This is a genomic window from Brevundimonas guildfordensis (genome assembly GCF_014836405.1).
Lineage (GTDB): Bacteria > Pseudomonadota > Alphaproteobacteria > Caulobacterales > Caulobacteraceae > Brevundimonas > Brevundimonas guildfordensis.
In genome coordinates this window covers 785,126-809,447 of record NZ_JACSQU010000001.1, presented here as the reverse complement: position 1 = coordinate 809,447, position 24,322 = coordinate 785,126, and the positions used below count along the sequence as shown (strand labels likewise).

Sequence of the window (24,322 nt, the reverse complement as noted above, 5' to 3'; positions counted from 1 at the left end):
GCTTACAGGTCCAGCGAGGGCAGGTTCAGGCCATGTTCGCGCGCGGCGTCCTTGGCGATCTCATATCCGGCGTCGGCGTGGCGCATGACGCCGGTGGCCGGGTCGTTCCACAGGACACGTTCCAGGCGCTTGGCGGCTTCCGGCGTGCCGTCGGCGACGATGACGACGCCCGAATGCTGGCTATAGCCCATGCCGACCCCGCCGCCGTGATGCAGCGACACCCACGACGCGCCCGACGCCGTGTTCAGAAGGGCGTTCAGCAGCGGCCAGTCGCTGACGGCGTCCGAGCCGTCCATCATGGCTTCGGTCTCGCGGTTCGGGCTGGCGACGGAGCCGCTGTCCAAGTGGTCGCGGCCGATGACGACGGGGGCGCTCAGCTCGCCCGAGGCCACCATCTCGTTGAACATCAGACCCGCGCGGTGACGGTCGCCCAGACCGATCCAGCAGATGCGCGCCGGCAGGCCCTGGAAGGCGATGCGCTCGCCCGCCATGTCCAGCCAGCGGTGCAGGCCGGCGTTGTCGGGGAAGAGCTTCTTCATCGCCTCATCCGTCTTGCGGATGTCCTCGGGATCGCCCGACAGGGCGGCCCAGCGGAACGGGCCGATGCCGCGACAGAACAGCGGACGGATATAGGCGGGCACGAAGCCGGGGAAGTCGAAGGCGTTCTTCACGCCCTCATCGAAGGCGACCTGACGGATGTTGTTGCCGTAGTCGGTCGTGGGGACGCCCATGGCGTGGAAGTCCAGCATGGCCTTGACGTGGACGGCCATGGATTTCCGCGCGGCGGTCTCGACTTCAGCTGGGGCGGTGACGCGCTTTTCTTCCCACTCGGCGACGGTCCAGCCGGAGGGCAGGTAGCCGTTGACCGGGTCGTGGGCGCTGGTCTGATCGGTCACCAGATCGGGACGGACGCCGCGCTTGACCATCTCAGGCAGAAGATCAGCCGCATTGCCCAACAGCCCGATCGACAAGGGCTTCTTGTCCTTGAACGATTGCTCCAGCAGGGCCAGCGCCTCGTCCAGCGTCTCGGCCATGACGTCGACATAGCGGGTGCGCAGGCGGAACTCGATGCGGCTGCGCTGGCATTCGATGGTGATGCAGGACGCGCCGGCCATGGTCGCGGCCAGCGGCTGGGCGCCGCCCATGCCGCCCAGACCTGCCGTCAGGATCCATTTGCCCGACCAGTCGCCGCCATAGTGCTGGCGACCGGCCTCCATGAAGGTCTCATAGGTGCCCTGAACGATGCCCTGGGTGCCGATGTAGATCCACGATCCGGCGGTCATCTGGCCGTACATGGCCAGGCCCTTCTTATCGAGCTCGTTGAAGTGGTCCCAGGTCGCCCATTTGGGTACCAGATTGGAGTTGGCGATCAGCACGCGCGGGGCGTCGGCATGGGTGCGGAAGACGCCGACCGGCTTGCCCGACTGGACCAGCAGGGTCTCGTCGGCTTCCAGCTTCTGCAGCTGGTCCACGATGGTGTCGAAGGCCTGCCAGTTGCGGGCTGCCTTGCCGATGCCGCCATAGACGACCAGGTCCTCGGGGCGCTCGGCCACCTCGGGGTCGAGGTTGTTCATGAGCATGCGCATGGCGGCTTCGGCCGCCCAGGTCTTGGCGGTCTTTTCAGACCCGCGCGGGCTGCGGATGATGCGGGTGTTGGGCGTGGCGCTCATCGATTCCTCCATGCGGCCCAGAGTGCGGGATGGGCCGTCGTTGGGGAAGTGTTATGTCTAGACATTAACGCGCGCAAGGGGCAGTTTCGCATCATGGACCAGGAACCGCTTCATCGCCGCATCGCAGGCGACATCGAGCGCCGCATCGCCTCGGGCGAATGGCGGCCCGGTTTCCGCATCCCGACCGAGGCCGAGCTGACGGCGGAATACGGCTGCGCCCGCATGACCGTGTCGCGCGCCATGTCGGACCTGTCGGCCCGGGGGCTGGTGGTGCGCCGTCGCCGTGCCGGAACCGTGGTCGCCCACCCGCCGGTCCATTCCTCGGCTCTGGTCGCCATTCCCGACATCCAGTCCGAGGTCGAGGGCAGGGGGCTGGCCTATACTCACCGCCTTCTGGGCCGCATCGTCCGCCCGGCGCTGCCGGACGAGGGGCTTGGCGAGAGGGTGATCGAACTGGAGACCCTGCATCTGGCCGACGATCTGCCCTTTGTCTTCGAGCGCCGCCTGATTTCGCTGGATGCGGCGCCCGAGGCCGAGGCCGCCGACTTCACCGCCCAGCCCCCCGGCGGCTGGCTGCTGGCCCACATGCCCTGGACCGAGGCCGAACATCGTATCTCTGCCGTCGGCGCCGACCGCGAGACGGCGGCGGGGCTGGGGCTGGCCGACGGCGCGCCCTGCCTGCGGCTGGAGCGCCGCACCTGGCGCGACGGGCAGGGCGTGACGTGGGCCTCTCAGATTTTCCCCGGCGCAGCCTATGATCTGGTCGCGCGCTTTTCTCCGACCAAAGGATGACCCCGATGAGCCAACCGTCTGAAGCCCTGGGGTGGCGCTCCGTCGGCGATCTGGTCGGCCAGCATCCCGACGCCCCGGTCGCCCTGATCGGCGCGCCGTTGAACGAGCGGTCGCTGACGCCGGGCCGTTGCGACCTGGGGCCCAAGGCCCTGCGCGCCGTCCTGCCGCGCCTGTCGACCTATGACGTCGAGACGGGGCTGGAGCTGGAGATCAAGGTCCATGACGCTGGCGACGTGGCGCTGAAGGCCGTCTCGCCGTTCGACGCCTTCGCGCCGGTGCGCGACGCGGTCGCCGCTCATGCCCATCGCGCCCTGACCATTCTCGTCGGCGGCAACAACGCCATTACCCGACCAGGCGTTCATGCGCTGGGTCTTGAGCGCGTCGGCGTGCTGACGCTGGACGCCCATTTCGACCTGCGCGACACGGATCAGGGCCTGACCAACGGCAATCCGATCCAGGCGCTGTTGGACGACGGCATGGACGGCCGCCGCATCAGTCAGGTGGGCCTGGCGCCCTTCGCCAACACCCGCAGGGCCCACGAAAAGGCCGAGGCGGCGGGCATCAGCGTCCGGACCGCCCGCGAGTGCCGCCAGCGTGGTCTGGAAAGCGTCGTGGTCGAGGAACTGGAGCGCCTGTCGTCCCTGTGCGAGGTGATCTACGTCGACTTCGACATCGACGTGATTGATCGCAGCCAGTGGCCCGCCAGCCCCGGCGCGCGGCCGGGCGGCGTGTCTGTGCACGACTTCTTCGACGCCGCCCGCGCCATCGGCGCCTGCCCCAAGGTCCGCGCGGTCGACCTGACCGAATACGACCCGTCGCTGGAAATCGGCGACCTCGGCTCGCTCACGGCCGGGCGCTGGTTCTGTGAAATCCTCAGCGGGGTGGCCGCGCGATGATCCTCGCTGACCGCCTCATCACCGACTGCCACGTCGCGACCATGACCGAGGGTGCCGCCCCCTACGGTGCGATCGAGGACGCCGCGATCCTGATCAAGGATGGGGGCATCGTGTGGGTCGGGCCGCGCGCGGACCTGCCTGTGCACAAGGCTGTGGAAATCGACAGTCTGGGCGGCCGCTGGGTCACGCCTGGGCTGATCGACTGCCACACCCATCTGGTCTTCGGCGGCGACCGCTCGGGCGAGTTCGAGCGGCGGCTGGAAGGCGCGACCTATGAAGAGATCGCTCGCGCCGGGGGCGGCATCGTCTCGTCCGTGCGCGCCACGCGCGAAGAGAGCGAGGATCAACTCTACGCCTCGGCCCTGGCGCGTCTGGCGGGGCTGAAAGCCACCGGCGTCACCACGGTCGAGATCAAGTCCGGCTATGGTCTGGATCACGACAGCGAACTGAAGATGCTGCGCGTCGCCCGCCGTATCGGACGCGAGGCCGGGGTGCGGGTGCGCACCTCCTACCTGGGCCTGCATGCGGTGCCGCCAGAGCATAAGGCCGACCGCGCCGTCTATGTGGATAAGGCTGTGGATGAGATCCTGCCCGCCGCCCACGCCGAAGGGCTGGTCGACGCGGTCGACGCCTATTGCGAGCCCATCGCCTTCTCGGTCGAGGAGGTCAGCCGTCTGTTCGAGAAGGCTGAGGAACTGGGCCTGCCGGTCAAGCTGCACGCCGATCAGTTGTCGGATGGCGGCGGCGCGGCCCTGGCCGCCCGCTATCACGCCCTGTCCGCCGACCACATCGAGCACACCACCGAGGCCGGCGTGAAGGCGATGGCTGAGGCGGGTGTGGTGGCGGTGTTGCTGCCCGGCGCCTTCCTGATGCTGCGCGAGACGCAGGCTCCGCCGATCGCCCTGCTGCGCCAGCACGGAGTGCGGATGGCGGTGGCGACTGATTGCAACCCCGGCACTTCGCCGGTCGCGTCGATGACGGCGGCGATCAACCTGGCCTGCGTCCAGTTCCGCCTGACGCCGGAAGAGGCGCTGGCCGGGGTCACGCGTCATGCGGCCCGCGCGCTAGGGTTGCACGAAGAGATCGGCACGGTCGAGGCGGGCAAGGCCGCCGACCTATCCGTCTGGGACATCAGCCGCCCGGCCGAGCTGGCCTATTGGCTGGGCAAGCCGGTGCTGCACGGCCGCTATGTGGCGGGTCGCGCAGCCGGAATCTGACGCCAGTGCTCAGCGGAAGCTCGGCCTGCGCGCCGGTGATCGAACTATTTTCCTCTCTCTCTGCTGGGCCGCCGCTATCGGAGGTCCAGTATAAGCGTTGCCCAAGATGCGCGAATAGGTTGTGGACAATTATATATTCGCGTTAGGGTTAGGTTCTTCGGGGGAGGAACCAACTTATGCACGTCGAACAATTCATCGCGCGCTGGAGTGAGGCGACGATTAGCGAAAGGTCGAACTGCCAGAGTTTCATTATCCAGCTATGCCGCGTGCTGGGCGTCGCGGCGCCGGGGGAGGAGGCGGTTGGGGACCGTGACTACTGCTTCGAGCGCGCAGTGAAACTCCCTCTCCCCAAGAGGGGAACAAGCAACGGATCCATCGACTGCTTCAAGCTCGGCTCTTTCGTGATGGAGATCAAACAGTCGCCCAAACGCGCGCCGGGCGGTGATCTGGATATGCGTCAGCTGGCGGCGCTGTTGAACGGCCGAGGGAGAAAGGCGCCGAAGGACGGCGCGGAAGCGTTGGATCGCCTGATGGGCAGGGCTCACATCCAGGCTGAAAACTATGCTTCGGCTCTGCCGGAGTATCCGCCGTTTATGATGCTGGTCGATGTCGGCGTCGCCATCCATTTATGGGCCGACTTCGAGCGGGCGGGGAAGGGCTATGCGCCGTTTCCAGATCCTCAGAGCAGCCGCATAGACCTGACGGATCTGCGCGATCCGAAGATCAGGGACCGTCTGCGCCGGGTGTGGGACAACCCAAACAGCCTTGATCCGCGGCGCCCGACCAATGAGGCGACTCATGAGATCTCAGGCCTGCTTGGGCGACTAGTTCGTTCGATGCGGGATCGGGCTTTGCAGGATTCATCGCAGGCGTTTCAGCCGATCACGGATCGCCGCATCTTCATGTTCGTGATGCAGTGCATTCTGGCGATGTACGCCGACAGCGTCGGTCTGATCCGTCACAAGGGCTTTCTGACGCTGCTGGAAAGCTATCGCGGCCATGCGGCTCGCTTTCACCTGAGCGCGGCGACCGTATTCCGCAGTTTGGCCCGCGGAGGCCACTGCGCCGCCCTTCGTCAGGATGTGCCCGCGATCGGCAGCGGTCTGTTTCGCGAGGAGGTGGCGCTGCCGCTCAGCGAGGCTGATCTGGAGGTGTTGATACGCGCCGCCGGCTGCGACTGGTCGGCCGTCGAGCCCGCTGTTTTCGGAACCTTTCTGGAGCGCGCTCTGGAACCCGGCGATCGCATCGAACTCGGCGCGCACTACACGCCGAGAGCCTACGTGCAGCGGCTGGTGGACGCGACGATCATAGACCCGCTGCGCACGGACTGGGAAGCGTTGCGAGCCTGTGCATTCGGCGCTTTCGCCGGGGGCGACGCTGTGGCCGCGCGGACGGCGGTGCAGCGTTTCCAACGGCAGCTGTGCGCGATCCGGGTGCTGGACCCCGCCTGCGGAACGGGCAACTTCCTTTATGTCGCCATGACCATGATGAAGGACCTGGAGAGGGAGGTCCTCAGCGCCTTGCAGCAACTGGGAGGCGAGGTGTCGGACGCGGCTGTGCGCCGCAAGATCAGTCCGGCTCAGTTCTGGGGCATTGAGAAATCCGATCACGCGGCCTCGATCGCCGAGGTCGTCATGTGGATCGGGTACCTGCAATGGCGCATCCGTAACGGAGAGGCGCCGTCCCAGCTGGCCGCCGCCGGCCAACTGGCCCCAAGACGGGGGCGCGACCGCATCATCCGGGCCGACGCCCTGCTCGTGTCGGCGGGTGAAGATCTGCATCGCGATGCGCGCGGCCGCCCGATCAGTCTGTGGCGGTTCAATCAGGAGACGGAGGTTGTCCGATATCGTGAGCCTCAGCCGACCCAATGGCCCGTGGCGCACTTCATCATTGGCAACCCGCCCTTCATTGCGGGCAAGAACCTTCGTCGCGAGCTGGGCGACGGCTATGTCGACGCCCTGTGGCATGTGCGGCAGGGGCGTTTCCGCTCGGCCGATCTGGTCATGGCGTGGTGGGATCGCGCCGCTGAAATCCTGACGGCCCCCAAGAGCCAGCTAAGGCGGTTCGGCTTCATCACCACCAACTCCATCACTCAAAATTTCTCGCGCCGCGTGCTGGAGCATCATCTGACGGGAGAGCCGCCCATGCGGCTGACCTTCGCCATTCCCGACCACCCCTGGAGCAAGGGCAAGGAACGCGGCGCTGAGGTGCGTATCGCCATGACTGTAGCCGAGCGCGGCGCCCCGAACGGACAGGGACGCCTGCTGACGTTATGCGAGGAGCGCCCCAATGCAGGCGGCGAGATGGTTCCTCAGTTCGATGAACAGGGCGGCGATATCGACGCCGACCTGACCATAGGGGGTGGGATGTCCTTCGCGCAGCCGTTGATGGCGAACGCACTTCTATGTTCGCCGGGCGTCAAGCTGCACGGCGCGGGCTTTATCGTTTCGGAAGGCGAGGCCGACCAACTGGCGCTCGATTGCGCTGATGCGCCGCCGATCCGGGCCTATCGGAGCGGGCGCGATCTGGCAGCTCGCCCTCGCGGCGTGAAGGTGATCGATCTGTACGGCCTGGAGGAGGACGATGTCCGGCGCTTTTGGCCGCAGGTCTTTCGGCGCCTGACGGACACGGTGAAGGTCGAGCGTGACCGGAACAGTCGGGCCGCCTATCGCGACAAATGGTGGGTGTTCGGCGAGCCGCGAGGCGCCTTCCGCGACGCCTTGCGCGGGCTGCCCCGCTACATCGCCACGGTCGAGAAATCCAAGCACCGCTGGTTCCGCTTCCTGGATGCGGATGTTCTGCCTGACAACACGGTGGTGGCGGTCGCGTCTGATGATCCACGCGTTCTGGGCGTGCTGTCGTCGCGTGCGCATGGGTTGTGGGCGTTGGCGCAGGGCGGGCGCCTCGAGGACCGGCCCGTCTATAACAAGACTGCCTGTTTCGACACCTTCCCGTTCCCGTCTCTCGATGGAATGGCGGGCCTGGAGATCGGCGTCGCTGCCGAAGCCATTGATGCCCAGCGTCAGAAGTTGATGCTTTTGGACGACGCCCTGACGATGACGGTGCTCTATAATGAGCGATGCTCAGGTCGATTTGACGAGCTGGATCGGCTGCACCGGAAGTTGGATGCGGCGGTTCATCGAGCCTATGGCTGGCCCTCGGCTATGACTGATGAGGCTGTTCTGGCGGCCCTGCTGGCGTTGAACCAGGAGCGTGCGGATCAGGAGGCGAGAGGCGATGTCCGTTTCTTGCGACCCGCTTATCAGCAGGACCGGGTTAAACCGGTGCGCCCGCGTCGGGCGGTCGAGACATTGCGCCCCCAGCTAAGGGATGTCCGTCCCTTGCCGGCGGCTCCGGAAGAGCTGGCCGCAGAAGTCCTGGATGTTTTGCGGCTCGAGAGCGGGCCGCTGTCGCTTGGTGAACTGTCGAGCCGTTTCGCCGGGCCGAACGGTCGTCGCAAGATAGATCGCTTTGAGCAGATGCTGGCGATCCTGGCCGCGGTGGGGTCGGTTCAGCGCGCGGGACAAGGCTGGTTCTCGCCGCGGCGTCACTGATTTGACCTAGCCGCAGGGCGCGGCGATCATTAAGTCACTTAAGGGCGGTTCCGGCGGGACCGCCCTTTGCTTTACCGAAGAATTCCAGCCCCGATCAGCGGCGCATTCGCGCGACGCCGCGGGGAAACGAGATGACCATGCTTGAGAAGACGTTCGAACCCAAGGCCGCCGAGCCGCGCATCTACGCCCAGTGGGAGGCCAGCGGCCTGTTCGCTCCGCGCGTGGCCAAGCCCACTGACGGCGCCGCCGACGCGTATTCGATCGTCATTCCGCCGCCGAACGTAACCGGCAGCCTGCACATCGGCCACGCCCTGAACAACACGCTTCAGGACATTCTGGCCCGCTATCACCGCATGAAGGGCAAGGCCGTCCTGTGGCTGCCCGGCACTGACCACGCGGGCATCGCCACCCAGATGGTTGTCGAGCGCAAGCTGGCGGCAGAGGGCAATATCGGCCGCCGCGACATGGGCCGCGACGCCTTTATCGAGAAGGTCTGGGACTGGAAGGCGGAGTCCGGCGGGACCATCGTGCGCCAGTTGCGCCGTCTGGGCTCGTCCTGCGACTGGTCGCGCGAACGCTTTACGTTGGACGAGGGGCTGAACGCCGCCGTCCGCAAGGTCTTCGTCCAACTGCACAAGGACGGCCTGATCTATCGCGACAAGCGGCTGGTGAACTGGGACCCGCATTTCCAGACCGCCATCTCGGACCTTGAGGTCGAGCAGAAGGAGGTCGACGGCGCCTATTGGCACTTCGTCTATAGGCTGTCGGACGGCGTGACCTATCAGCACCCGGTCGCCTTCGACGAAGACGGCAAGGCCACGGAGTTCGAGACGCGCGACTTCATCGTCGTCGCCACGACCCGGCCGGAGACCATGCTGGGCGATACTGGCGTGGCCGTTCATCCCGAGGACGAGCGCTACAAGGGCCTGGTCGGCAAGTTCGTGACCCTGCCGATTACCGGCCGCCGCATCCCGATCGTCGCCGACGACTACGCCGATCCGACCAAGGGTTCGGGTGCGGTGAAGATCACGCCTGCCCACGATTTCAACGACTTCGGCGTCGGAAAGCGTGCAGGACTTGAAGCGCTGAACGTGATGGACGCTTTCGGCCGCATCACCGCCGCTGACACGTCCGACGTGCCCGCCGAATACGAAGGCATGGACCGCTTCGCTGCACGCAAGGCCATCGTCGCCCGCGCCGAGGAAGAAGGTTGGCTGCGCGAGATCGAGAAGACCAGGCACATGGTCCCGCACGGCGACCGCTCGGGCGTCGTCATTGAGCCGTGGATGACGGACCAGTGGTACGTCGACGCCAAGGTCATGGCCCAGCCCGCCCTGAAGGCGGTCGAGGACGGCGCCACCGTCTTCGAGCCGAAATCCTACGAGAAGATCTACTTCGAATGGCTGCGCAACATCGAGCCGTGGTGCATCTCGCGCCAGCTGTGGTGGGGTCACCGCATCCCCGCCTGGTACGGCCCCAACGGCGAGATCTACGTCGCCGAAACGGAAGAGGACGCTCGCGAACAGGCGCTGTCCGACTATGATTCCGAGGTCGTGCTGACCCAGGACGAGGACGTTCTGGACACCTGGTTCTCGTCCGCCCTGTGGCCCTTCTCGACCATGGGCTGGCCGGAAAAGACCGAGGACCTGGAGCGCTTCTATCCGACCAGCGACCTGGTCACGGCGGCGGACATTATCTTCTTCTGGGTCGCCCGGATGATGATGATGGGGATGCACTTCATGGACGGCGAAGTTCCGTTCAAGCGCGTCATCATCAACGGTCTGGTCCGCGACGAGAAGGGCCAGAAGATGTCGAAGTCCAAGGGCAACGTCATCGACCCGCTGAACATCATCGACGAACTGGGCGCCGACCCCCTGCGCTTCACCATGGCGATCCTGTCGGGCACGCGCGACATCAAGTTGTCGAAGCAGCGCATTGAAGGCTATCGCAATTTCGGCACCAAGCTGTGGAACGCCGCCCGCTTCAGCCAGATGAACGAGGCGCGCCGGGTGGAGGGCTTCGACCCCGCAGGCGTGCAGCAGACGATCAACCGCTGGATTCGCGGCGAACTGACCAAGGCCGAGCGTCAGGTGTCCGAGGCCATCGAAGGCGGCCGTTTCGACGATGCGGCGGGCGCCCTGTACCGCTTCATCTGGAACGTCTTCTGCGACTGGTATCTGGAACTGGCCAAGCCGGTGTTCAACGGTTCGGACGAAGCCGCCAAGGCCGAGACGCGCGCCATGACCGCCTGGACCATCGACCAGACGCTGAAGCTGCTGCACCCGGTCATGCCCTACATCACCGAGGAGCTGTGGGCCGAACTGGGCAAGGAAGGCCCGGCTCGCGACGGCCTGCTGATGGGCGAGACGTGGCCGGTGCTGCCGGACGCCTTCGTCGACGCAGACGCCGAGGCCGAGATCGGCTGGCTGGTCGATCTGATCGGTGAAATCCGCGCCCTGCGGGCCGAAATGAACGTGCCGCCGTCGGCCAAGCCGCCGCTGGCCTTCGTCGCCCCGGACGCCGCCACGGCCGAGCGCATCGCGCGTCACCGCGACCTGATCCTGACCCTGGGCCGCGTGTCCGAGGTCGCCGTGGCCGAGGCCGCGCCCGCCGGGGCCGTGACCTTCGTCTCGGGCGGGGCGACGGTCGCGCTCTCGCTGGCCGGGATCATCGACCTGGCTGCCGAGCGCGCGCGGCTGGAGAAGGAAATCGCCGCCTTCGACAGCGACATCGGCCATGTGAACAAGAAGCTGGGCAATCCCAACTTCGTCGCCCGCGCCGCCGCCGAAGTGGTCGAGGAGCAGCGCGCCAAGCTGGCTGAAGCGGAGGAGGGCAAGGCCCGCCTTCAGGCCGCGTTGAAGCGGTTGGAAGCCCTATAAGGACCTTCGGAGCGTGAGGATCGATCAGCTTCTTGTCGCGCGCGGAGTCTTCGACAGCCGCGCCCGCGCCCGCGCCGCCATCGAAGCGGGGCGGGTGAAAGCGGACGGCCGCACGGTCGCCAAACCTTCGGAAAAGGTCGCGGAGGACGCCTTCATCGAGGCCGAGGCCGCGCATCGCTGGGTCGGGCGCGGCGCTCTGAAGCTGGAGCGGGCGCTGAATCTGTGGCCGGTCGCCGTCGAGGGGCGTGTTGTTCTGGACGTCGGCGCCTCGACCGGCGGCTTCGCCGAGGTCTGTCTGGATCGCGGAGCGGCGCGGGTGTTCGCCGTGGACGTCGGCACTGGCCAGCTTCACCCGACCATCGTCGCCGATCCGCGCGTTGTGAACCTGGAAAAGACGGACGCCCGCGATCTGACGCCTGAGGTCATCACCGAGGCGCCGTCCCTGATCGTCTGCGACGCCAGCTTCATCAGCCTGTTGAAGGTCTTGCCTGCCGCGCTTGATCTGGCGCCGTCGGGCGCGGATCTGATCACTCTGGTGAAGCCTCAGTTCGAGGCCGAGGGCCCCAAGGCGGTCGGCAAGAAGGGCGTGGTCAAGGACCCGGAGGCACACGCCGCCGCCGTGGCGCGGGTGCGCGACTGGCTGGAGCAAAGCGGTTGGATCGTGCGCGAGGTCGCCGACAGCCCGATCACCGGCGGCGACGGCAACGTCGAGTTCCTGCTCTGGGCGCAGAAGGCCTGAGCTGAAACGATTTGAGGGCCGCCGGATCGCCGGCGGCCCTCTTCACATCGTCGATTGACAGGGGGGCTGAAACTTAATCGACGACGCGATAACGGCCCGATTGGTCCATGCAGGTGCGCACATAGCGCGTCTCCATGCGACCGTCGGGAAGACGGATGTTGCTCTCGGCCAAGCGGCACTGATCGGCGTCGCGGGGCGCAGAGGCGTAGGTGTCGGGGTAGTCCCGGTAATAGTCGTAGCTGTCGCGGCGATCGTCATAACGACGGTCATAGGCGCGATTGTCATAGCTGCGGCTGTCGTAGCCCCGGTTGTCGTAACCGTAGGCCGGCGGGACATAGGGCCCCTGATAGCCGTAGTCGGCGTCGCGGCGATAGCGGCTGTCGCAGGCCGCCGAGCTGTTGCCCACGCCCGCGCCGATCGCGGCGCCCAGAACCCCGCCCAGGGCGCTGCCCTCGGTACGGCGGCCGCGCGCGGCCATTTGCGAACCGGCGATGGCGCCGATGGCGGCGCCCAGAACGCCGCCAGTCGTGGCGCGCTGACGCTGATCGCGAACGCAAGGATCGTAATAGGTCCCCTGGCTGTATCCGCCGGCGCCGTAACCATAGGCGGGCGGATAGTCATAGCCGTAGCTCTGGGCCGAGGCGACGCCGGGCAGGGCGACGGCCGAGGCGCAGGCCAGAGCGGCGATGGCGGCGGCCGAGGCTTTCTTCGAGATGAGAGCGATCATCGTTCTTTTCCTTGGACGGATGCCGCACCTGAACGGATCAGGTCGCCGTCTGTTGCAGCCATTGATAGGGCGGCGAAGCTGAACGGCTTTTGAGCGCGTCGTTCATCTTCGTTCATGTTTCGATTTTTGCGCGGATGCCGCTAGAAGCCGGGCATGACGCAGACGCTGACCATCGCCCGCATGGGCCATCAGGGCGACGGGATCGCCGACACTGCCGATGGCCCGGTCTTCGTGCCGGGCGCCTTGCCGGGCGAGGTGGTGGCCGCCGAGGTTAAGGACGGCCGGGCCGAGCGCTTCGACCTGATCGAGGCCAGCCCCGACCGACGGCCTATCCACTCGCAGATCTATGCCGAATGCGGCGTCGCCCCCCTGCAGCATTGGGCCGAGGAACCCTATCTGGCATGGAAGCGCGAGGTGGTCATCCAGACGCTGGCGCGTGAGGGATTGGAGACTGAAGTCGAGGCGGCCGTGGCCACGCCGCTGGCCAGTCGTCGCCGCCTGGCGTTGCACGCGCGCAAGGCACCGGACGGGCGGGTCATCCTCGGGTTTAAGGCGCGCAAGTCGTGGCGCGTGGTGGAACTGACCGACTGCCCATTGTCGGACCCGCAGCTGACGGCGGCTCTGCCTGCGCTCGCCAGGATCGCCGCGCCCTTGCTGGGGCATCCCAAATCGGCGCCGACCCTGCACGTCACCCTGACCGACAGCGGTCTGGACGTTGATGTGACCGGCGTCGAGAAGCGGTCAGGCGGCTTGAACGGCGATCAACTGGCGCTGGCCATCGCCGCGGCGGCAGAGGCCGATCTGGCGCGGCTCAGCCTGGATGGCGACACGCTGGTTATGGCGCGCCAACCGCGCGTGCGGTTCGGGCGCGCCTCCGTGCCCCTGCCGCCAGGCGCCTTCCTGCAGGCGTCGCCCGCTGCGGAAGCTGCGATGGTCCAGCGCGCGGTCGCGGCGGTGAAGGGAGCGAAAAAGGTCGCCGATCTGTTCTGTGGAGCCGGTACATTCACCTTCCCCCTGGCCGAGGTCGCCAGCGTTACTGCGGCCGACTCCGCAGCTTCTTCCATCGCTGCCCTGAAGGCAGGCGCGAGCACGGCTCAGGGTCTGAAGGGAATCGAAGCGCAGGCGCGCGACCTGTTCCGTCGTCCGTTGTCGCCCTATGACCTCAAGGGTTGCGAGGCCATTGTGCTGGATCCGCCGCGCGCAGGGGCGCTGGAGCAGACGCAGCAACTGCCCGGCACGAAGGCGTCGGTTATCGTCGGCGTGTCGTGCAATCCGCAGACCTTCGCCCGCGACGCGCGGGTGTTGGTCGACTCCGGTTTCCGGCTGGAGAAGGTCACGCCGATCGACCAGTTCATCTGGTCGACCCACATCGAACTGGTCGGCGTCTTCCGGCGCTGATCAGGACGCCAGGTCGAACAGGTCCAGTTGAGGTCTGGCGTCGGCCGGGACGCGGAACTGGGTCATGTCGAGCACATGACGGGGCCCATCCAGCCCATAGCGTTTGACCGCGGCCTTGAAGCGCGTAGCGATCAGTTCGGCTACCGGACCGGTTCCCTTCATCCGCTGCGACCAGTCAGGATCATAGTCCTTGCCGCCACGCGTCTGGCGGATCAGCGACATGACGCGCGCCGCGCGATCGGGACGGGCGTCGGCCAGCCATTCCCGGAACAGGTCCTTGATTTCGAGCGGCAGGCGCAGGGTGACGTACATGGCCGAGGTCGCCCCGGCCTTTTGAGCCGCCTCAAGCACCGCTTCCAACTCATGGTCGTTCAGGCCGGGGATCACGGGGGCGAAGCCGACGCCGACCGGGCAGCCCGCGTCGGCCAGACGGCTGATTGCCTCCAGCCGCTTGGCGGGGGTGGAGGCGCGCGGCTCCATCGCCCGCGCCAGCTTGCGGTCCAATGTGGTGATGGAGACGAAGGCCGAGGCCAGGCCCCGCCGTCCCATATCGCCCAGGATGTCGGCGTCGCGCGCGATCAGCACCGACTTGGTGATGATGCTGAAAGGATGGTTGAACCGTTGCATCACCTCAAGGATCGAGCGCGTGGAACCTGTCTCGCGCTCGACCGGCTGATAGGGATCGGTATTGCCCCCTATGTGGATACGCCGACAGACGTACCGGGGCTTTGAGAGTTCCTGTTCCAACAGACGCGCGGCGTCGGGCTTGAAGAAGATCCGGCTCTCGAAATCCAGGCCCGGGGATAGGCCCATCCAGGCATGGGACGGACGGGCGTAACAGTAGATGCAGCCATGTTCGCAGCCCTTGTAGGGGTTGATGGAGCGATCGAAGCCGATATCGGGACTCGTGTTCTTGGCGATGATGGTGCGAGCGCGTTCCGGGGAGAGGGTGGTGCGAAGCGGGGCCGCCGCCTCGTCCTGATCCGTCCAGCCGTCGTCATAGGCCTCGCGTCGGTCGGCTTCGTACCGACCCGAGGCGTTGGAGCGTGCGCCGCGTCCGTTAATCGCCTTACTCATGGCGGCAGGATGCAGGACGAGAAAGAACAAAGCAAGAACAAATAGCGCGACGGGCGACAGACGAGCGGATCTGCCTCCGGGTCAGCGTCGAGCGGAGGCGTTAGGCCTGCGGTCGCGTCGGTCGCCACCGGGACGGGGCCCTTCGCGCCGCCAGCGGACGGACAGGGACGTGTCGCCTTCACCACCGAACTTCGAGGTCACGGCAAGGTTGCGACGCACCTGCCACTCGACGCTGACCGCAGCTCCGCGTTCTCCGCCGCCGATGACTTCCAGGTAGACGTCGTCGGTGATGTACCGGCCGCCCGCGACAGTGAGGCTGGAGGCTTCGCCGCTGAAAGACAAGCGGTCCAGACCGGCCAGTTCGCGCAGGTTGCCGATGACGTCGAAGCCGCCGCCGCCCGCAAGTGACGCCACGGCAGAGGCAAGCTGGGCCGCCTCGAACGGCGACAACTGCGCCGCCGATCGGCCGAAAAGCACCTGGGACAGGATTTCGTCCTGAGGCAGGGCAGGGGTGGAGGTCAGCTCGATCTTGGGTTCGGCCGCCGTCCCGGTGACCTTGATCACGGCGGTGAGGGCCGGGTCTTCGCGGACAGCCTCCAGGTTCAGACGAATCCGCGCCGGGTCGGTGGACAAGGTGACGGAGCCGCGATCATCGAAGACGAAGCGCTTGCCTGCGAACTCATAGTCGCCGCGCACGACGTTGGCCGTGCCGGACAACTGGGGATCGGCGATGGTACCGCGCACGCGCGCATTGGCGGACAGTTCGACGTTCAATCCGCGTCCGCGCACGTGGATTTCCCGACCGGTCAGGTTCAGGTTGAGGCCGATCCTGGGACCGCCTCGCGCCTTCTCCTCGGTTTCGACTGGATCGCCGCCGGGGCGGTTGATCTCGACCACGTCCATTTTGACGATGCCGTTGGAGCCGGGCAGGTTCGGCGAGATCTCGGCTTCGTCGATGTTCAGGTCGCCGGTCAGCTGGATGTTGCCGTCGGCGCCGCGTACGGCGGTCAAGCGACCGTTGGCGCGGGCCTGGGCGATGTCGTTGTCTATGATGCGGAAGCGCGTCAGCTCCAACCGCAAGGTAGAGGGCGATCCTTGACGCAGGCCAAGATCGCCATTGCCGGACACCTCGCCTTTCAGCCCATCGGTAGCCTGGAACCGCTCGATGACGGCCTGGCTGTCGTTGAAGCGGCTGGCGAGGGTCACGTTCTCCAGGCGCAGGCCCGAGGCGCTGTCGCGGAAGGCGCCTTGGGTCATATCCAGCCGGCCGTTCAGGCGCGGCGCGTTCAGCGTGCCCGCCAGCGTGGCCTGACCGTTCACCTGACCGGACAGCGATTGGGCGCCGCCCAGGAACAGGTCCCAGATTGGCTGGATCTGACCGCGAATAGCCACCTGACCCGACATGTCCCGGGTCCGGGCGATGGCCAGACGCAGCGGCGCGGCCGAGGTTTCGACCGGCAGGCTGACATCGGCTGTCGCCTGAACAGCGGTACCGTCATGGGCTTGGGCGCGCAGGCGCAGGACGTCGCCATTGAGGTCGGCGTTCAGCGTGCCGTCGACCGCAAGACCGCGCGGCGCGTCGATGCTGCGCAGCTCTCTCAGGTCTACATTGGCCGAGCCGCGCAGTGTGTCGCCCTGGCCCTGCATGGAAATGCGGCCGGTAACCTGGCCCCGCAGATCAGGAAGGAGCGAGCCCATCTCGACATTGGTCATGTCGGCCTGAATGGCCGCGCCCTGCTTGTCCTGCTTCAGCTCGCCTGTCAGGACGCCGCCGCCGACGCCCAGGTCCAGGCGCGCCACGCGGCCGTCCCCGTTGATGGCGAAGATGGCGGGCGCGCGGGTGGTGAAGGCGATGTCGCGGACACGGCCGCCGCCGCGCAGGGTCAGGCTCTGCGCCGGGCCCTGGCGGGAGTATTCGCCGGAACCATTGAACTGGACAGGATTGGCGCCGCCCACGTCGGCGGCCACGGTGAAGGGCAGGCGGTCGAGCGTGCCCTGGCCCTTCAGCGACAGGTTGCGCAGGGTCCAGTCCTGGCCCGCGAGACGCACGTTGCGGCCGGTCACGTCCAGCACGGCGGTCTGATCGCCCGCGCCTTCGGTCAGGCGCACGCGGCCGTTGGCCTCGCCCGAGGCCAGGAAGGCGCCCTGGCGGGCGGTGAAGGTCAGATCGGCGCTGGAGGGGAAGTTGTTCGACAGGGCCACGTCGCCCTGGGCCGTCACGCCGCCGGCGTTCACGTCGACATCCGATAGGCGCAGACGCGGCCCGCCCAGATAGAAGTTTCCTGAGGCGCGCGCCGGTCCGTAGTTCGAGCCGGAGGTTAGGACAATGCGGCCGTCCGAGGCGTCGGCGCCCTTGCGGAAGCTGAGGATCAAGTCGGCGTTGTTTAGGACCAGTCCGCCCGCCGCTACCTTGTCAAAGGCGGCGCGCAGGTCGGCGCGCGGCTCGGCCAGCGTACCGGTCAGAGCGCCGTCGCCCGACATGGCGCCGTCGATGGCGACCGGGCCGACGCCGAACGGGCCACGCGCGTCCCAGTCCAGGGCGAGGCGCAGTTTAGAGCCCTCGATACGCCCCTTGGCGCCCGCGCGTCCGGCGGCGCCGGTCAGTTCGCCGGTGTTGATGGAGACGACGCCGTCGTTCAGCGACCCGGCCAGTTGCAGGCGCGGCGTCGCGCCCAGAAGACGATCCAGCTCTTCCATGCCGATGGCCATGCGAGAGCCGCGCCCGTCGAAGCTGAGGACCCAGGGCGCGCCGGTCCGGGCGGAGGAGGCGCGGATCGGGCCCCCGAAGGCGCCGCTAGCGCCGTTGCGGATGCGCGACAGGTCGGTCAGGTCAGCGCGACCCGAGAAGTTCAGGCCGCCGTTCAGGCTGCGCCCGCCCGAGCCGGTGAGGGTCAGGCCCTGACCGCGCGCATCAACCTTCTTCAGCAGCATGGCGCCGTCGGCCATGCGGGCGCCTTCCATCTGGATACGCGGCGTCGCGCCCAGCAGAGCGCCGATGATGCCGGCAGACGACCCGCCGACAGCGCGGACGTCTGTGGTCACGTCGATGCGGCCGTTGTTGGCGGCGATATCGACCGGGCCGGAGATGCGCGTGGCGCGATAGGAGGCGATGTCAGCGTTGAGCAGGCTGGCGGAGCCGTGCAGGCTCCATGTTTGCGCGTCGCCCTTGAACACGCCGGTATAGGCGGCCGGCCCGGCGACGGGGCTGCCGACCAGACGGCTGAGCGACGGCGTCGTCACTTCCAGGTTGATCCCGTCGGGAGCTGTGTTGTCCGTCGTGCGGATCAGGCCGCGCGCGCTGGATTCGATGTTGTCGGCGTACAGGCGCCAGGCCACGCCCTGATAGCCTTCGCGTTGCGCGTCGGGCGTCATGGCGAAGCCGAAGCGGGCGGTGCGGCCGATACGTTCGACAAACGGCTGCAGCAGATCGGAGCCCGAAAAGTCGGCATAGCCCGAGATTCTGGCGCCGTTGTCGCCATAGGTCCCCTTGACCAGCAGGGGGCGGAATTGACCGGTCTGTACAGCCACATCGATAACCTCGCCATTCACGACGGCGACGGCCGAGAAGGGCTGGTCTGGCGAATAGCCCAGCGAACCGGCGATGGGTCCACCCTGGGCCTCATTGGCGCGCAGGTTGACGCGCAGATCCTCGGCCTTGTCGCCGAAGGCGGCCGCCAGGCGCAGGTAGTCACCCTTGCGGTTCAGGCTGTAGGCGTTGACGTTGGCGGTCTTGACGCCCTTGCGCGGAATGGCGGCGTCGCCGCTCAGCGTCCAGCGGCCGTATTCCTTGGAGAAGCCTTCCAGCAGCTCGACGTTCGCGCTGAAGCGGTCGATGTCGATGGAAAGGGCTTGCGGGCCGCCCGGCTCGGTGGGCGCCTCCAACTCCGGGCGGCGCAGCAGACGGATTTGACTTGCGCTGATTTCGGTCGCGTGAAAGCGCCGCGCCAGAAGGGGCCAATAGGACCAGTCGACGCGGACATCGGTCGCTTCGAGCCAAACGCCCTTTTCGTCCGTCACCGTGACGCGCTTCAGGCGGAAGTCGTTGAACAGGTCGCCCTGCAGACCTTCGACGTTGATGCGTCCGTAGCGGCTGATCTTCTTGCCGGCGACGAAGCCGGTGATCAGCTCACGGCCAGGATCGGAAACGAGATACATCCGCCCGCCGACCAGGGCGACGATGACCAGCGCCAGAACGCCTGCCGAGACGATCCCGGCGATGAAGGCGGCCAACTGAAGCCGGGTGCGCTTCCGCTTCGCCTTTTCGGCGGGCGTATCGGCGACCTCTGCGCCCGTTTCGTGAGGCGGAGGAGTGTCGGTCAAAACGCTTGGCCGATGCTGATGTAGAGCTGGAAGCCGGAATCGCCTTCGCGCTTGTTCAGCGGGAAGGCGACGTCGGCGCGGACGGGACCGAACGGCAGCTTGTAGCGCACACCCACGCCTGCGCCGTAACGCATGTTGCTGAGGTTCGGCGTCTCCTGGAAGCCGACGGCGCCGCCATCGACAAAGGCCACAGCCTGGAACTTCTCGCCGATGTCGCGCCGCACCTCTACCGAGGTTTCGAACAGCGACAGGCCGCCGCGCGGACGGTTGTCCGGCAGGCGCGGGTTGATGCTCTGATAGGAATAGCCGCGCACCGAGCCGCCGCCGCCGGAGTAAAACAGGCGATCGGAAGGAACTGTCAGCTCCTCGCCGCCGATGATGGAGCCGATACGGGCGCGTCCGGCCAGAACCGTCTTGGCGCCATCCTGCAGCGGCAGATAGGCGCTGGCCTGTCCCTCGGTGCGCAGGAACATGACCGTATCCTCGCCCGTCACGGCGGTCGGCTGGGCCGAGAAGGACAGGCGATAGCCGGTCGTCGGGTTCAGCGGATCGTTGGAGCGGTCCATAAAGGCGCCGCCCCGCAAGGTGACGATCGCCAGATCGCGATCCAGGGTGATGGGCGTCTGCGTCAGAGGATCGAAGCGGTACTCCGTATATTGACCGGCATCGACGCCCAGGCCGTAGCTGAACCAGGACGTCTTGCCGAGCCTCTGTGACAGGTCAGCCGCCACGGTCAGGGCGCTGCGGTCATAGGCGTCGGTCTGTTCGTTGACGATGAAGGACGACAGTTTCAGCGTCCGTCCGGGCCGCCGCCAGTGGGGCTGCGACCACTCACCGCCGATGCGGCTGTCGATACTGGCGATTCGCGCCCCATACCGAAGCGTGTCGGCGCGGCCGAAGCGGTTGTAGCGGGTGCGGAAGACATCGACGCCGACCCCTTCGTAGGTTGAATAACTGGCGCCCGCCTCAAGCAGACTGACCGGGCGATCCGCCAGGGTTACGACTACCGGCCGCAACCCGTCAGGGCGGGTGTCGTCCAGCGAGGACAGGGCGACGCCGACGCCGTCGTAAACGCCGGTGTCCAGAAGGCGGCGCTCCAGTTCGGCGACGTCTTCAGGATCGTAACGGTCGCCTTCCTGCCAGGGGACAAGACTTTGAACCCAGTCCGGCTTGGTGGGGCCGCGTGTTCGCAACTGAATGCCGTCCAGCCGCACCAACTCTCCGGACGCCACGTTGAAGCCGGGCTCCACCAGAAAAGTCGCATGATCCACAACGACGCGGCGAGGCTGGGCGACGGCGTCGGCATAGCCGCGACGGGTCAAATCGGCGATCAAGCGCCCCTCAGCCGCTAGAATGTCAGCCGCCCGGCCAGGTTCTCCGGGTTTCAACTTGATGCTCTCGATCGCGGCGGCGCCTGTTTCCGCGTCGGGCTCAGGTGCGGCCCACGTTACCTTGGCGTCGCCCAGCACAAATCGGCGGCCAGGCGTGACCTCAACGATGGCGACAGGCGTCTCCTCGCCTTCGACCTGGTCCTGGACTGTCGCCTGATAATAGCCTTCCGACCGCAACAGGGCCTGCGCCGATTCCAGCGCCGATCGTGCGCGACGACGGGCTTCGAATCGGTTGGCGGGAGCCCCGTCGACCTGGCCCACGGCCTGTTCTAGTTGTCGCTTCAGGACGGCGTCGATCTCGCCTCGGATCTGCGCCCTCGGCTCTGCTGTCGCCTGCGTGGCGAAGGCGCACACGGCCGCTGTGGCGAGAAGAAGGGGGAGCCTCGACGTCAAATCCAAACCCTGTGTGTGGTTAGCACGCCGCTCTTAGCCGCCAGCACCGCTGGAATCAGTAAAAGAGCGTATCGCTTTCGGGCTGCACCGTCTCTTCAGACGTCCGTTCGTCCGGCGGCAGGGTTTCGACCGGGGCGGTCTGCGTCGGCTCGGGGGCCTCGGCCACGACGGGAGCGGCGGCGTCCTCAGCGGCGGGGGCTTCGGCCTCAACGACCGGCGCCGGCGCGGGAGCCGGTTCGTGGCGGGGTTCGTCGCAGGCGCCCAGCGCCGCCAAAGCGCTCAAGGCCACCGCACCGAGCAGCAGGCGGTTAGAAATGGAATGGTTCATCGAAATCCCCCTTCAGGGGCTGAAAACGTGAAAAAGGGGGCGAGGTTCCCGCCCGCGAAGGTGTCGCTGGGAGGCCATGAATGCAATCTGAACATGTGCGAACGCTCGCTCGGGCGTCGCAGGGAGCTGACATATCGGGGGTGTTGGTTTTTCAACAAATTTTCCGAATTATCAGCTTGCCGGATCAGAAACTCGACCGTATGTTCCGCGCCTCTTCGCAGACGCGATGTGCGCCCCTAGCTCAGTTGGTTAGAGCATCTGACTTTTAATCAGAGGGTCCCCGGTTCGAGCCCGGGGGGGCGTACCACTTCCCTCCTCAAAATCAGCGCATTTTAGCGGTCGTCAGGCGCCAGTCTGGCTAGGCGAGTGGGCGCGGCGCGCCTGTGCGCGCCGGCCTCAATGTCATGCGCTTACGGGTAGACGAACCGTGAAGCAGCTGCCGAGTCCCGGTCCGTCGCTGGCGAGCTCGATAGTGCCGTCGTGCAGTTCGACCAGTTGTTTGACCAACGCCAAGCCGATGCCCAGCCCGTCGCGTGAGCGGTCGTCAGGGCCCTTGGACTGAGCGAACAGATCAAAGATGCGGCTTTGGAGTTCCGGGGAGACGCCAATTCCATTGTCGGCGACATCGATTCGGATCTGACTATGTTCAATATCGACGGACAGGTGGATACGCCCTTCGCACGGGGTATATTTGGCGGCGTTGGCGAGCAGGTTGCTGATCACTTGCGACAGGCGAGTGAAGTCGCCCTCAAGCCACAGCGGTTCGGGCGGCAGTGATGTGGTCAATTCATGCGACGCAGCCTCGATCCTCGGACGGCTGGTGTCGATGGCGGAGTCGATGATGCTCTGCAGACTGACGCGCTCGCGTTTGAGAGAAATCTTGCCCTGGTCGATCCGGGCGGCGTCAAGAAGGTCTTCTATCAGCCGCGACAAGTGGTGGGCCTGGATCTCCATCCGAGAGTGAATGATCGCTTTGCGCTCTTCGTCACCCGGGCGTTGCAGCAGCTGAAGTCCGGCCTGGAGCGCCATGATGGGATTGCGCAGTTCATGGCCCAACATGGCGATGAAATCGTTCTTACGCCGATCTGCCTCGCGCAGGGCGTTGGCATAGGCTTCGAGTTCGTTCCGTTGGGCGATGCTTTCCCTGCGCTGACGATAGAGCTCGATGAAGACGTTCGCCTTACTGCGCAGGATATCGGCTTCGATCGGCTTGTGGATGAAGTCCACGGCGCCGGCTTCATAGCCCCGGAAGCGACGCTGAAGATCGGCGCTTCCGGCGGTGACGAAAATGATGGGGATGTGGCGAGCGTTCACATTCCCGCGCATGAATTCAGCCAGTTGGAATCCGTCCATGCCGGGCATCTGCACGTCGAGCAGGGCCAGGGCGACATCGTGAACCAGCAGCAATTCCAGCGCTTCGTCGCCCGAACGAGCCTTCAAGCACACCACGCCCTCGCGCTTCAGCAGGGCTTCCAGCGCCAGCAGGTTCTCTTCGAGGTCATCAACCAGCAGGAGGTGGATCGGCTGTTCCGAGCTGGTCATTCTGCTTTGAGACCTTTCAGGTAGTCTGCGATGCGTTCGAGCGAGAGCACGAGCGCGGCGTTGCAAGCCTGGCGAGCGGCTTGGGGCATAGTCCGCGCATAGGCCGCGGCGGGATCCTGCACCAGGGCGACGCCGCCAGCAGCTGCCACCGCCGCTAGGCCAGCAGCGCCGTCATTGTTGGCGCCGGTGAGGATGATCCCGACCAGTCGCTCGCCATAGGCGTCCGCGGCGCTTTCGAAAAGAACGTCGATGGAGGGGCGGGAATAGTTGATCGCTTCGTCGGATGACAGCGCCAGGTCGCCGTTCTCCTCGATAAGAAGGTGATAGTCCGACGGGGCGAAATAAACCACGCCGGGACGCACCGTCTCCTTGTCCTCTGCTTCCTTTACCTCGAGGCTGCATTTGGCCTCAAACAGCCCCGCCAGGACATTGCTCCGGTCGGCCGGGACGTGAAGGACGACCAAGACCGGCCAAGGAAAATCGGCAGGCAGCGAGGGGAGGAGGGCGAGCAGGGCCTGGACGCCCCCGGCCGAGGCGCCAATCACTACAGCCCGGTCGGGCGGCGCGCTCATGGTTCGCGCTTCCGGTAGATTTTTTCCTCCGGAACAAACTCCGAAAAGGCCGACGCGTGGCGTGAGAATCGCAGGCTCTCCTTGGAGCCCACCCCGAGAAACCCGTGGCGCGTGAGAGAGTCCTTGAACAGCCCCACGGCTCGGTCCTGAAGACCCCGGTCGAAATAGATCATGACGTTTCGGCAAGAGATCAGCTGCATTTCAGCAAAGACGGCGTCTGTGACCAGGCTGTGATCCGAAAAGACGACGTTGTTGCGCAGCGACTTGTCGAAAACGGCGCGCCCGTAGTCGGCGGTGTAGTAGTCGGACAGTGAGGACTTTCCGCCCGACTTCTGGTGGTTTTCCGTGAATTTGCGGAGGCGATCCATAGGGTAGATCCCCGCTTCGGCCGCTTTGAGCGCTTCTGGGTTGATGTCCGTGGCGTAGAAGAGGGTGCGGTCGAGCAGTCCTTCTTCGCGAAACAGGATAGCCATGGAATAGAGTTCTTCCCCGGCGCTGCAGCCCGCGATCCAGACCTTCAGCGACGGATATGTGCGCAGATGGGGCAGAACCTGTTCGCGCAGGGCGCGGAAATAGCTGGGGTCCCGGAACATCTCGCTAACCTGAACAGTCAGGAATCCGAGCAGCCGCGGCAGCATTTCGGGGTCGTGCAGGACCCGCTCCTGAAGAGCTGTCACGCTGGACATGTTGAAATGGCTGCGCGCCTGAAGCAGGCGGCGCTTGATCGACGCTCGCGCATAGTGGCGGAAGTCATAGTGGTAGCGCTGATAGAGCGCTTCCAGCAGCAGGCCGATCTCGATGTCCTCAGTGCGGTGGGGCACGGCCGG

16 protein-coding genes and 1 tRNA gene are annotated in these 24,322 nt (G+C 66.2%); 8 read left to right on the top strand and 9 right to left on the bottom strand.

All coding sequences use genetic code 11. The features are described from left to right. Positions 1-2: 2 nt before the first annotated feature. On the bottom strand, positions 3-1,670 hold the full coding sequence (hutU, locus tag H9656_RS03895) for a urocanate hydratase (protein WP_191742933.1): 1,668 nt from the start codon (positions 1,668-1,670) through the stop codon (positions 3-5). 93 nt (positions 1,671-1,763) lie between these two features. Here hutU and H9656_RS03890 point away from each other — a divergent pair, with 93 nt between their 5' ends. From H9656_RS03890 to H9656_RS03865, 6 genes are all read left to right on the top strand, one after another. Then, entirely contained in the window at positions 1,764-2,462 is a 699-nt protein-coding gene (locus H9656_RS03890; RefSeq protein WP_191742932.1) for a UTRA domain-containing protein, read from the top strand. 5 nt (positions 2,463-2,467) lie between these two features. Beyond that, positions 2,468-3,358 (top strand): agmatinase family protein, encoded by an 891-nt coding sequence (locus tag H9656_RS03885; RefSeq protein ID WP_225212212.1) that lies wholly within the window; start codon positions 2,468-2,470, stop codon positions 3,356-3,358. Next, a complete protein-coding gene (gene hutI, locus H9656_RS03880; RefSeq protein ID WP_404821553.1) occupies positions 3,358-4,575 on the top strand; it encodes an imidazolonepropionase in 1,218 nt (405 codons plus the stop codon). The genes H9656_RS03885 and hutI overlap by 1 nt, the downstream gene beginning before the upstream one ends. A 176-nt stretch (positions 4,576-4,751) precedes the next feature. Next, complete coding sequence (locus tag H9656_RS03875) at positions 4,752-8,129, top strand: class I SAM-dependent DNA methyltransferase (RefSeq protein WP_191742929.1); 3,378 nt, start codon at positions 4,752-4,754, stop codon at positions 8,127-8,129. Between the two features lie 137 nt (positions 8,130-8,266). Further along, on the top strand, positions 8,267-11,008 hold the full coding sequence (locus H9656_RS03870; protein WP_191742928.1) for a valine--tRNA ligase: 2,742 nt from the start codon (positions 8,267-8,269) through the stop codon (positions 11,006-11,008). Positions 11,009-11,021: 13 nt separating this feature from the next. Continuing rightward, positions 11,022-11,747 carry a TlyA family RNA methyltransferase gene (locus tag H9656_RS03865; RefSeq protein ID WP_191742927.1) on the top strand — a complete coding sequence of 242 codons (726 nt, stop codon included), beginning with the start codon at positions 11,022-11,024 and terminating at the stop codon, positions 11,745-11,747. Positions 11,748-11,820: 73 nt separating this feature from the next. On the opposite strand, the gene H9656_RS03860 is transcribed toward H9656_RS03865, so the two are convergent. Next, entirely contained in the window at positions 11,821-12,474 is a 654-nt protein-coding gene (locus tag H9656_RS03860; protein ID WP_191742926.1) for a glycine zipper 2TM domain-containing protein, read from the bottom strand. A 153-nt stretch (positions 12,475-12,627) separates the two neighbouring features. Between H9656_RS03860 and H9656_RS03855 the strand changes: the two genes are divergently transcribed. After that, entirely contained in the window at positions 12,628-13,872 is a 1,245-nt protein-coding gene (locus tag H9656_RS03855) for a class I SAM-dependent RNA methyltransferase (RefSeq protein ID WP_191742925.1), read from the top strand. Here the strand turns inward: H9656_RS03855 and H9656_RS03850 are convergent, their stop codons facing one another. The 4 genes from H9656_RS03850 to H9656_RS03835 all read right to left on the bottom strand — a co-directional run bounded on the left by H9656_RS03850 (position 13,873) and on the right by H9656_RS03835 (position 21,381). Next, positions 13,873-14,949, bottom strand: coding sequence for a PA0069 family radical SAM protein (locus H9656_RS03850; RefSeq protein WP_191742924.1), 1,077 nt, complete (start codon positions 14,947-14,949; stop codon positions 13,873-13,875). Between the two features lie 81 nt (positions 14,950-15,030). Further along, positions 15,031-19,269, bottom strand: a complete 4,239-nt coding sequence (locus H9656_RS03845) for a translocation/assembly module TamB domain-containing protein (protein WP_191742923.1) — start codon at positions 19,267-19,269, stop codon at positions 15,031-15,033. Continuing rightward, positions 19,266-21,053: an autotransporter assembly complex protein TamA gene (locus H9656_RS03840; RefSeq protein ID WP_191742922.1), complete on the bottom strand. Its 1,788-nt coding sequence runs from the start codon at positions 21,051-21,053 to the stop codon at positions 19,266-19,268. Before H9656_RS03840 ends, H9656_RS03845 begins: the two co-directional genes overlap by 4 nt. 55 nt (positions 21,054-21,108) lie before the next feature. Next, positions 21,109-21,381 carry a hypothetical protein gene (locus tag H9656_RS03835; RefSeq protein WP_191742921.1) on the bottom strand — a complete coding sequence of 91 codons (273 nt, stop codon included), beginning with the start codon at positions 21,379-21,381 and terminating at the stop codon, positions 21,109-21,111. Positions 21,382-21,611: 230 nt separating this feature from the next. Between H9656_RS03835 and H9656_RS03830 the strand changes: the two genes are divergently transcribed. Further along, a tRNA-Lys gene (locus H9656_RS03830) sits at positions 21,612-21,688 on the top strand. A gap of 95 nt (positions 21,689-21,783) precedes the next feature. Here the strand turns inward: H9656_RS03830 and H9656_RS03825 are convergent. From H9656_RS03825 to H9656_RS03815, 3 genes are read right to left on the bottom strand one after another with little or no spacing between them, the layout of a single operon-like run. Next, positions 21,784-22,923, bottom strand: a complete 1,140-nt coding sequence (locus tag H9656_RS03825) for a hybrid sensor histidine kinase/response regulator (RefSeq protein ID WP_191742920.1) — start codon at positions 22,921-22,923, stop codon at positions 21,784-21,786. After that, on the bottom strand, positions 22,920-23,495 hold the full coding sequence (locus H9656_RS03820) for a chemotaxis protein CheB (protein WP_191742919.1): 576 nt from the start codon (positions 23,493-23,495) through the stop codon (positions 22,920-22,922). The genes H9656_RS03825 and H9656_RS03820 overlap by 4 nt, the downstream gene beginning before the upstream one ends. Continuing rightward, positions 23,492-24,316 carry a CheR family methyltransferase gene (locus H9656_RS03815; protein ID WP_191742918.1) on the bottom strand — a complete coding sequence of 275 codons (825 nt, stop codon included), beginning with the start codon at positions 24,314-24,316 and terminating at the stop codon, positions 23,492-23,494. Before H9656_RS03815 ends, H9656_RS03820 begins: the two co-directional genes overlap by 4 nt. Positions 24,317-24,322: the final 6 nt, after the last annotated feature.

Excerpts from the sequence above, each read along its gene's own strand:
- H9656_RS03825 (WP_191742920.1), bottom strand. The coding sequence starts at position 22,923 with ATGACCAGCTCGGAACAGCCGATCCACCTCCTGCTGGTTGATGACCTC.
- H9656_RS03855 (WP_191742925.1), top strand. The coding sequence starts at position 12,628 with ATGACGCAGACGCTGACCATCGCCCGCATGGGCCATCAGGGCGACGGG.
- H9656_RS03885 (WP_225212212.1), top strand. The coding sequence starts at position 2,468 with ATGAGCCAACCGTCTGAAGCCCTGGGGTGGCGCTCCGTCGGCGATCTG.
- H9656_RS03835 (WP_191742921.1), bottom strand. The coding sequence starts at position 21,381 with ATGAACCATTCCATTTCTAACCGCCTGCTGCTCGGTGCGGTGGCCTTG.
- H9656_RS03870 (WP_191742928.1), top strand. The coding sequence starts at position 8,267 with ATGCTTGAGAAGACGTTCGAACCCAAGGCCGCCGAGCCGCGCATCTAC.
- H9656_RS03890 (WP_191742932.1), top strand. The coding sequence starts at position 1,764 with ATGGACCAGGAACCGCTTCATCGCCGCATCGCAGGCGACATCGAGCGC.
- H9656_RS03875 (WP_191742929.1), top strand. The coding sequence starts at position 4,752 with ATGCACGTCGAACAATTCATCGCGCGCTGGAGTGAGGCGACGATTAGC.
- hutU (WP_191742933.1), bottom strand. The coding sequence starts at position 1,670 with ATGAGCGCCACGCCCAACACCCGCATCATCCGCAGCCCGCGCGGGTCT.
- H9656_RS03820 (WP_191742919.1), bottom strand. The coding sequence starts at position 23,495 with ATGAGCGCGCCGCCCGACCGGGCTGTAGTGATTGGCGCCTCGGCCGGG.
- H9656_RS03860 (WP_191742926.1), bottom strand. The coding sequence starts at position 12,474 with ATGATCGCTCTCATCTCGAAGAAAGCCTCGGCCGCCGCCATCGCCGCT.
- H9656_RS03850 (WP_191742924.1), bottom strand. The coding sequence starts at position 14,949 with ATGAGTAAGGCGATTAACGGACGCGGCGCACGCTCCAACGCCTCGGGT.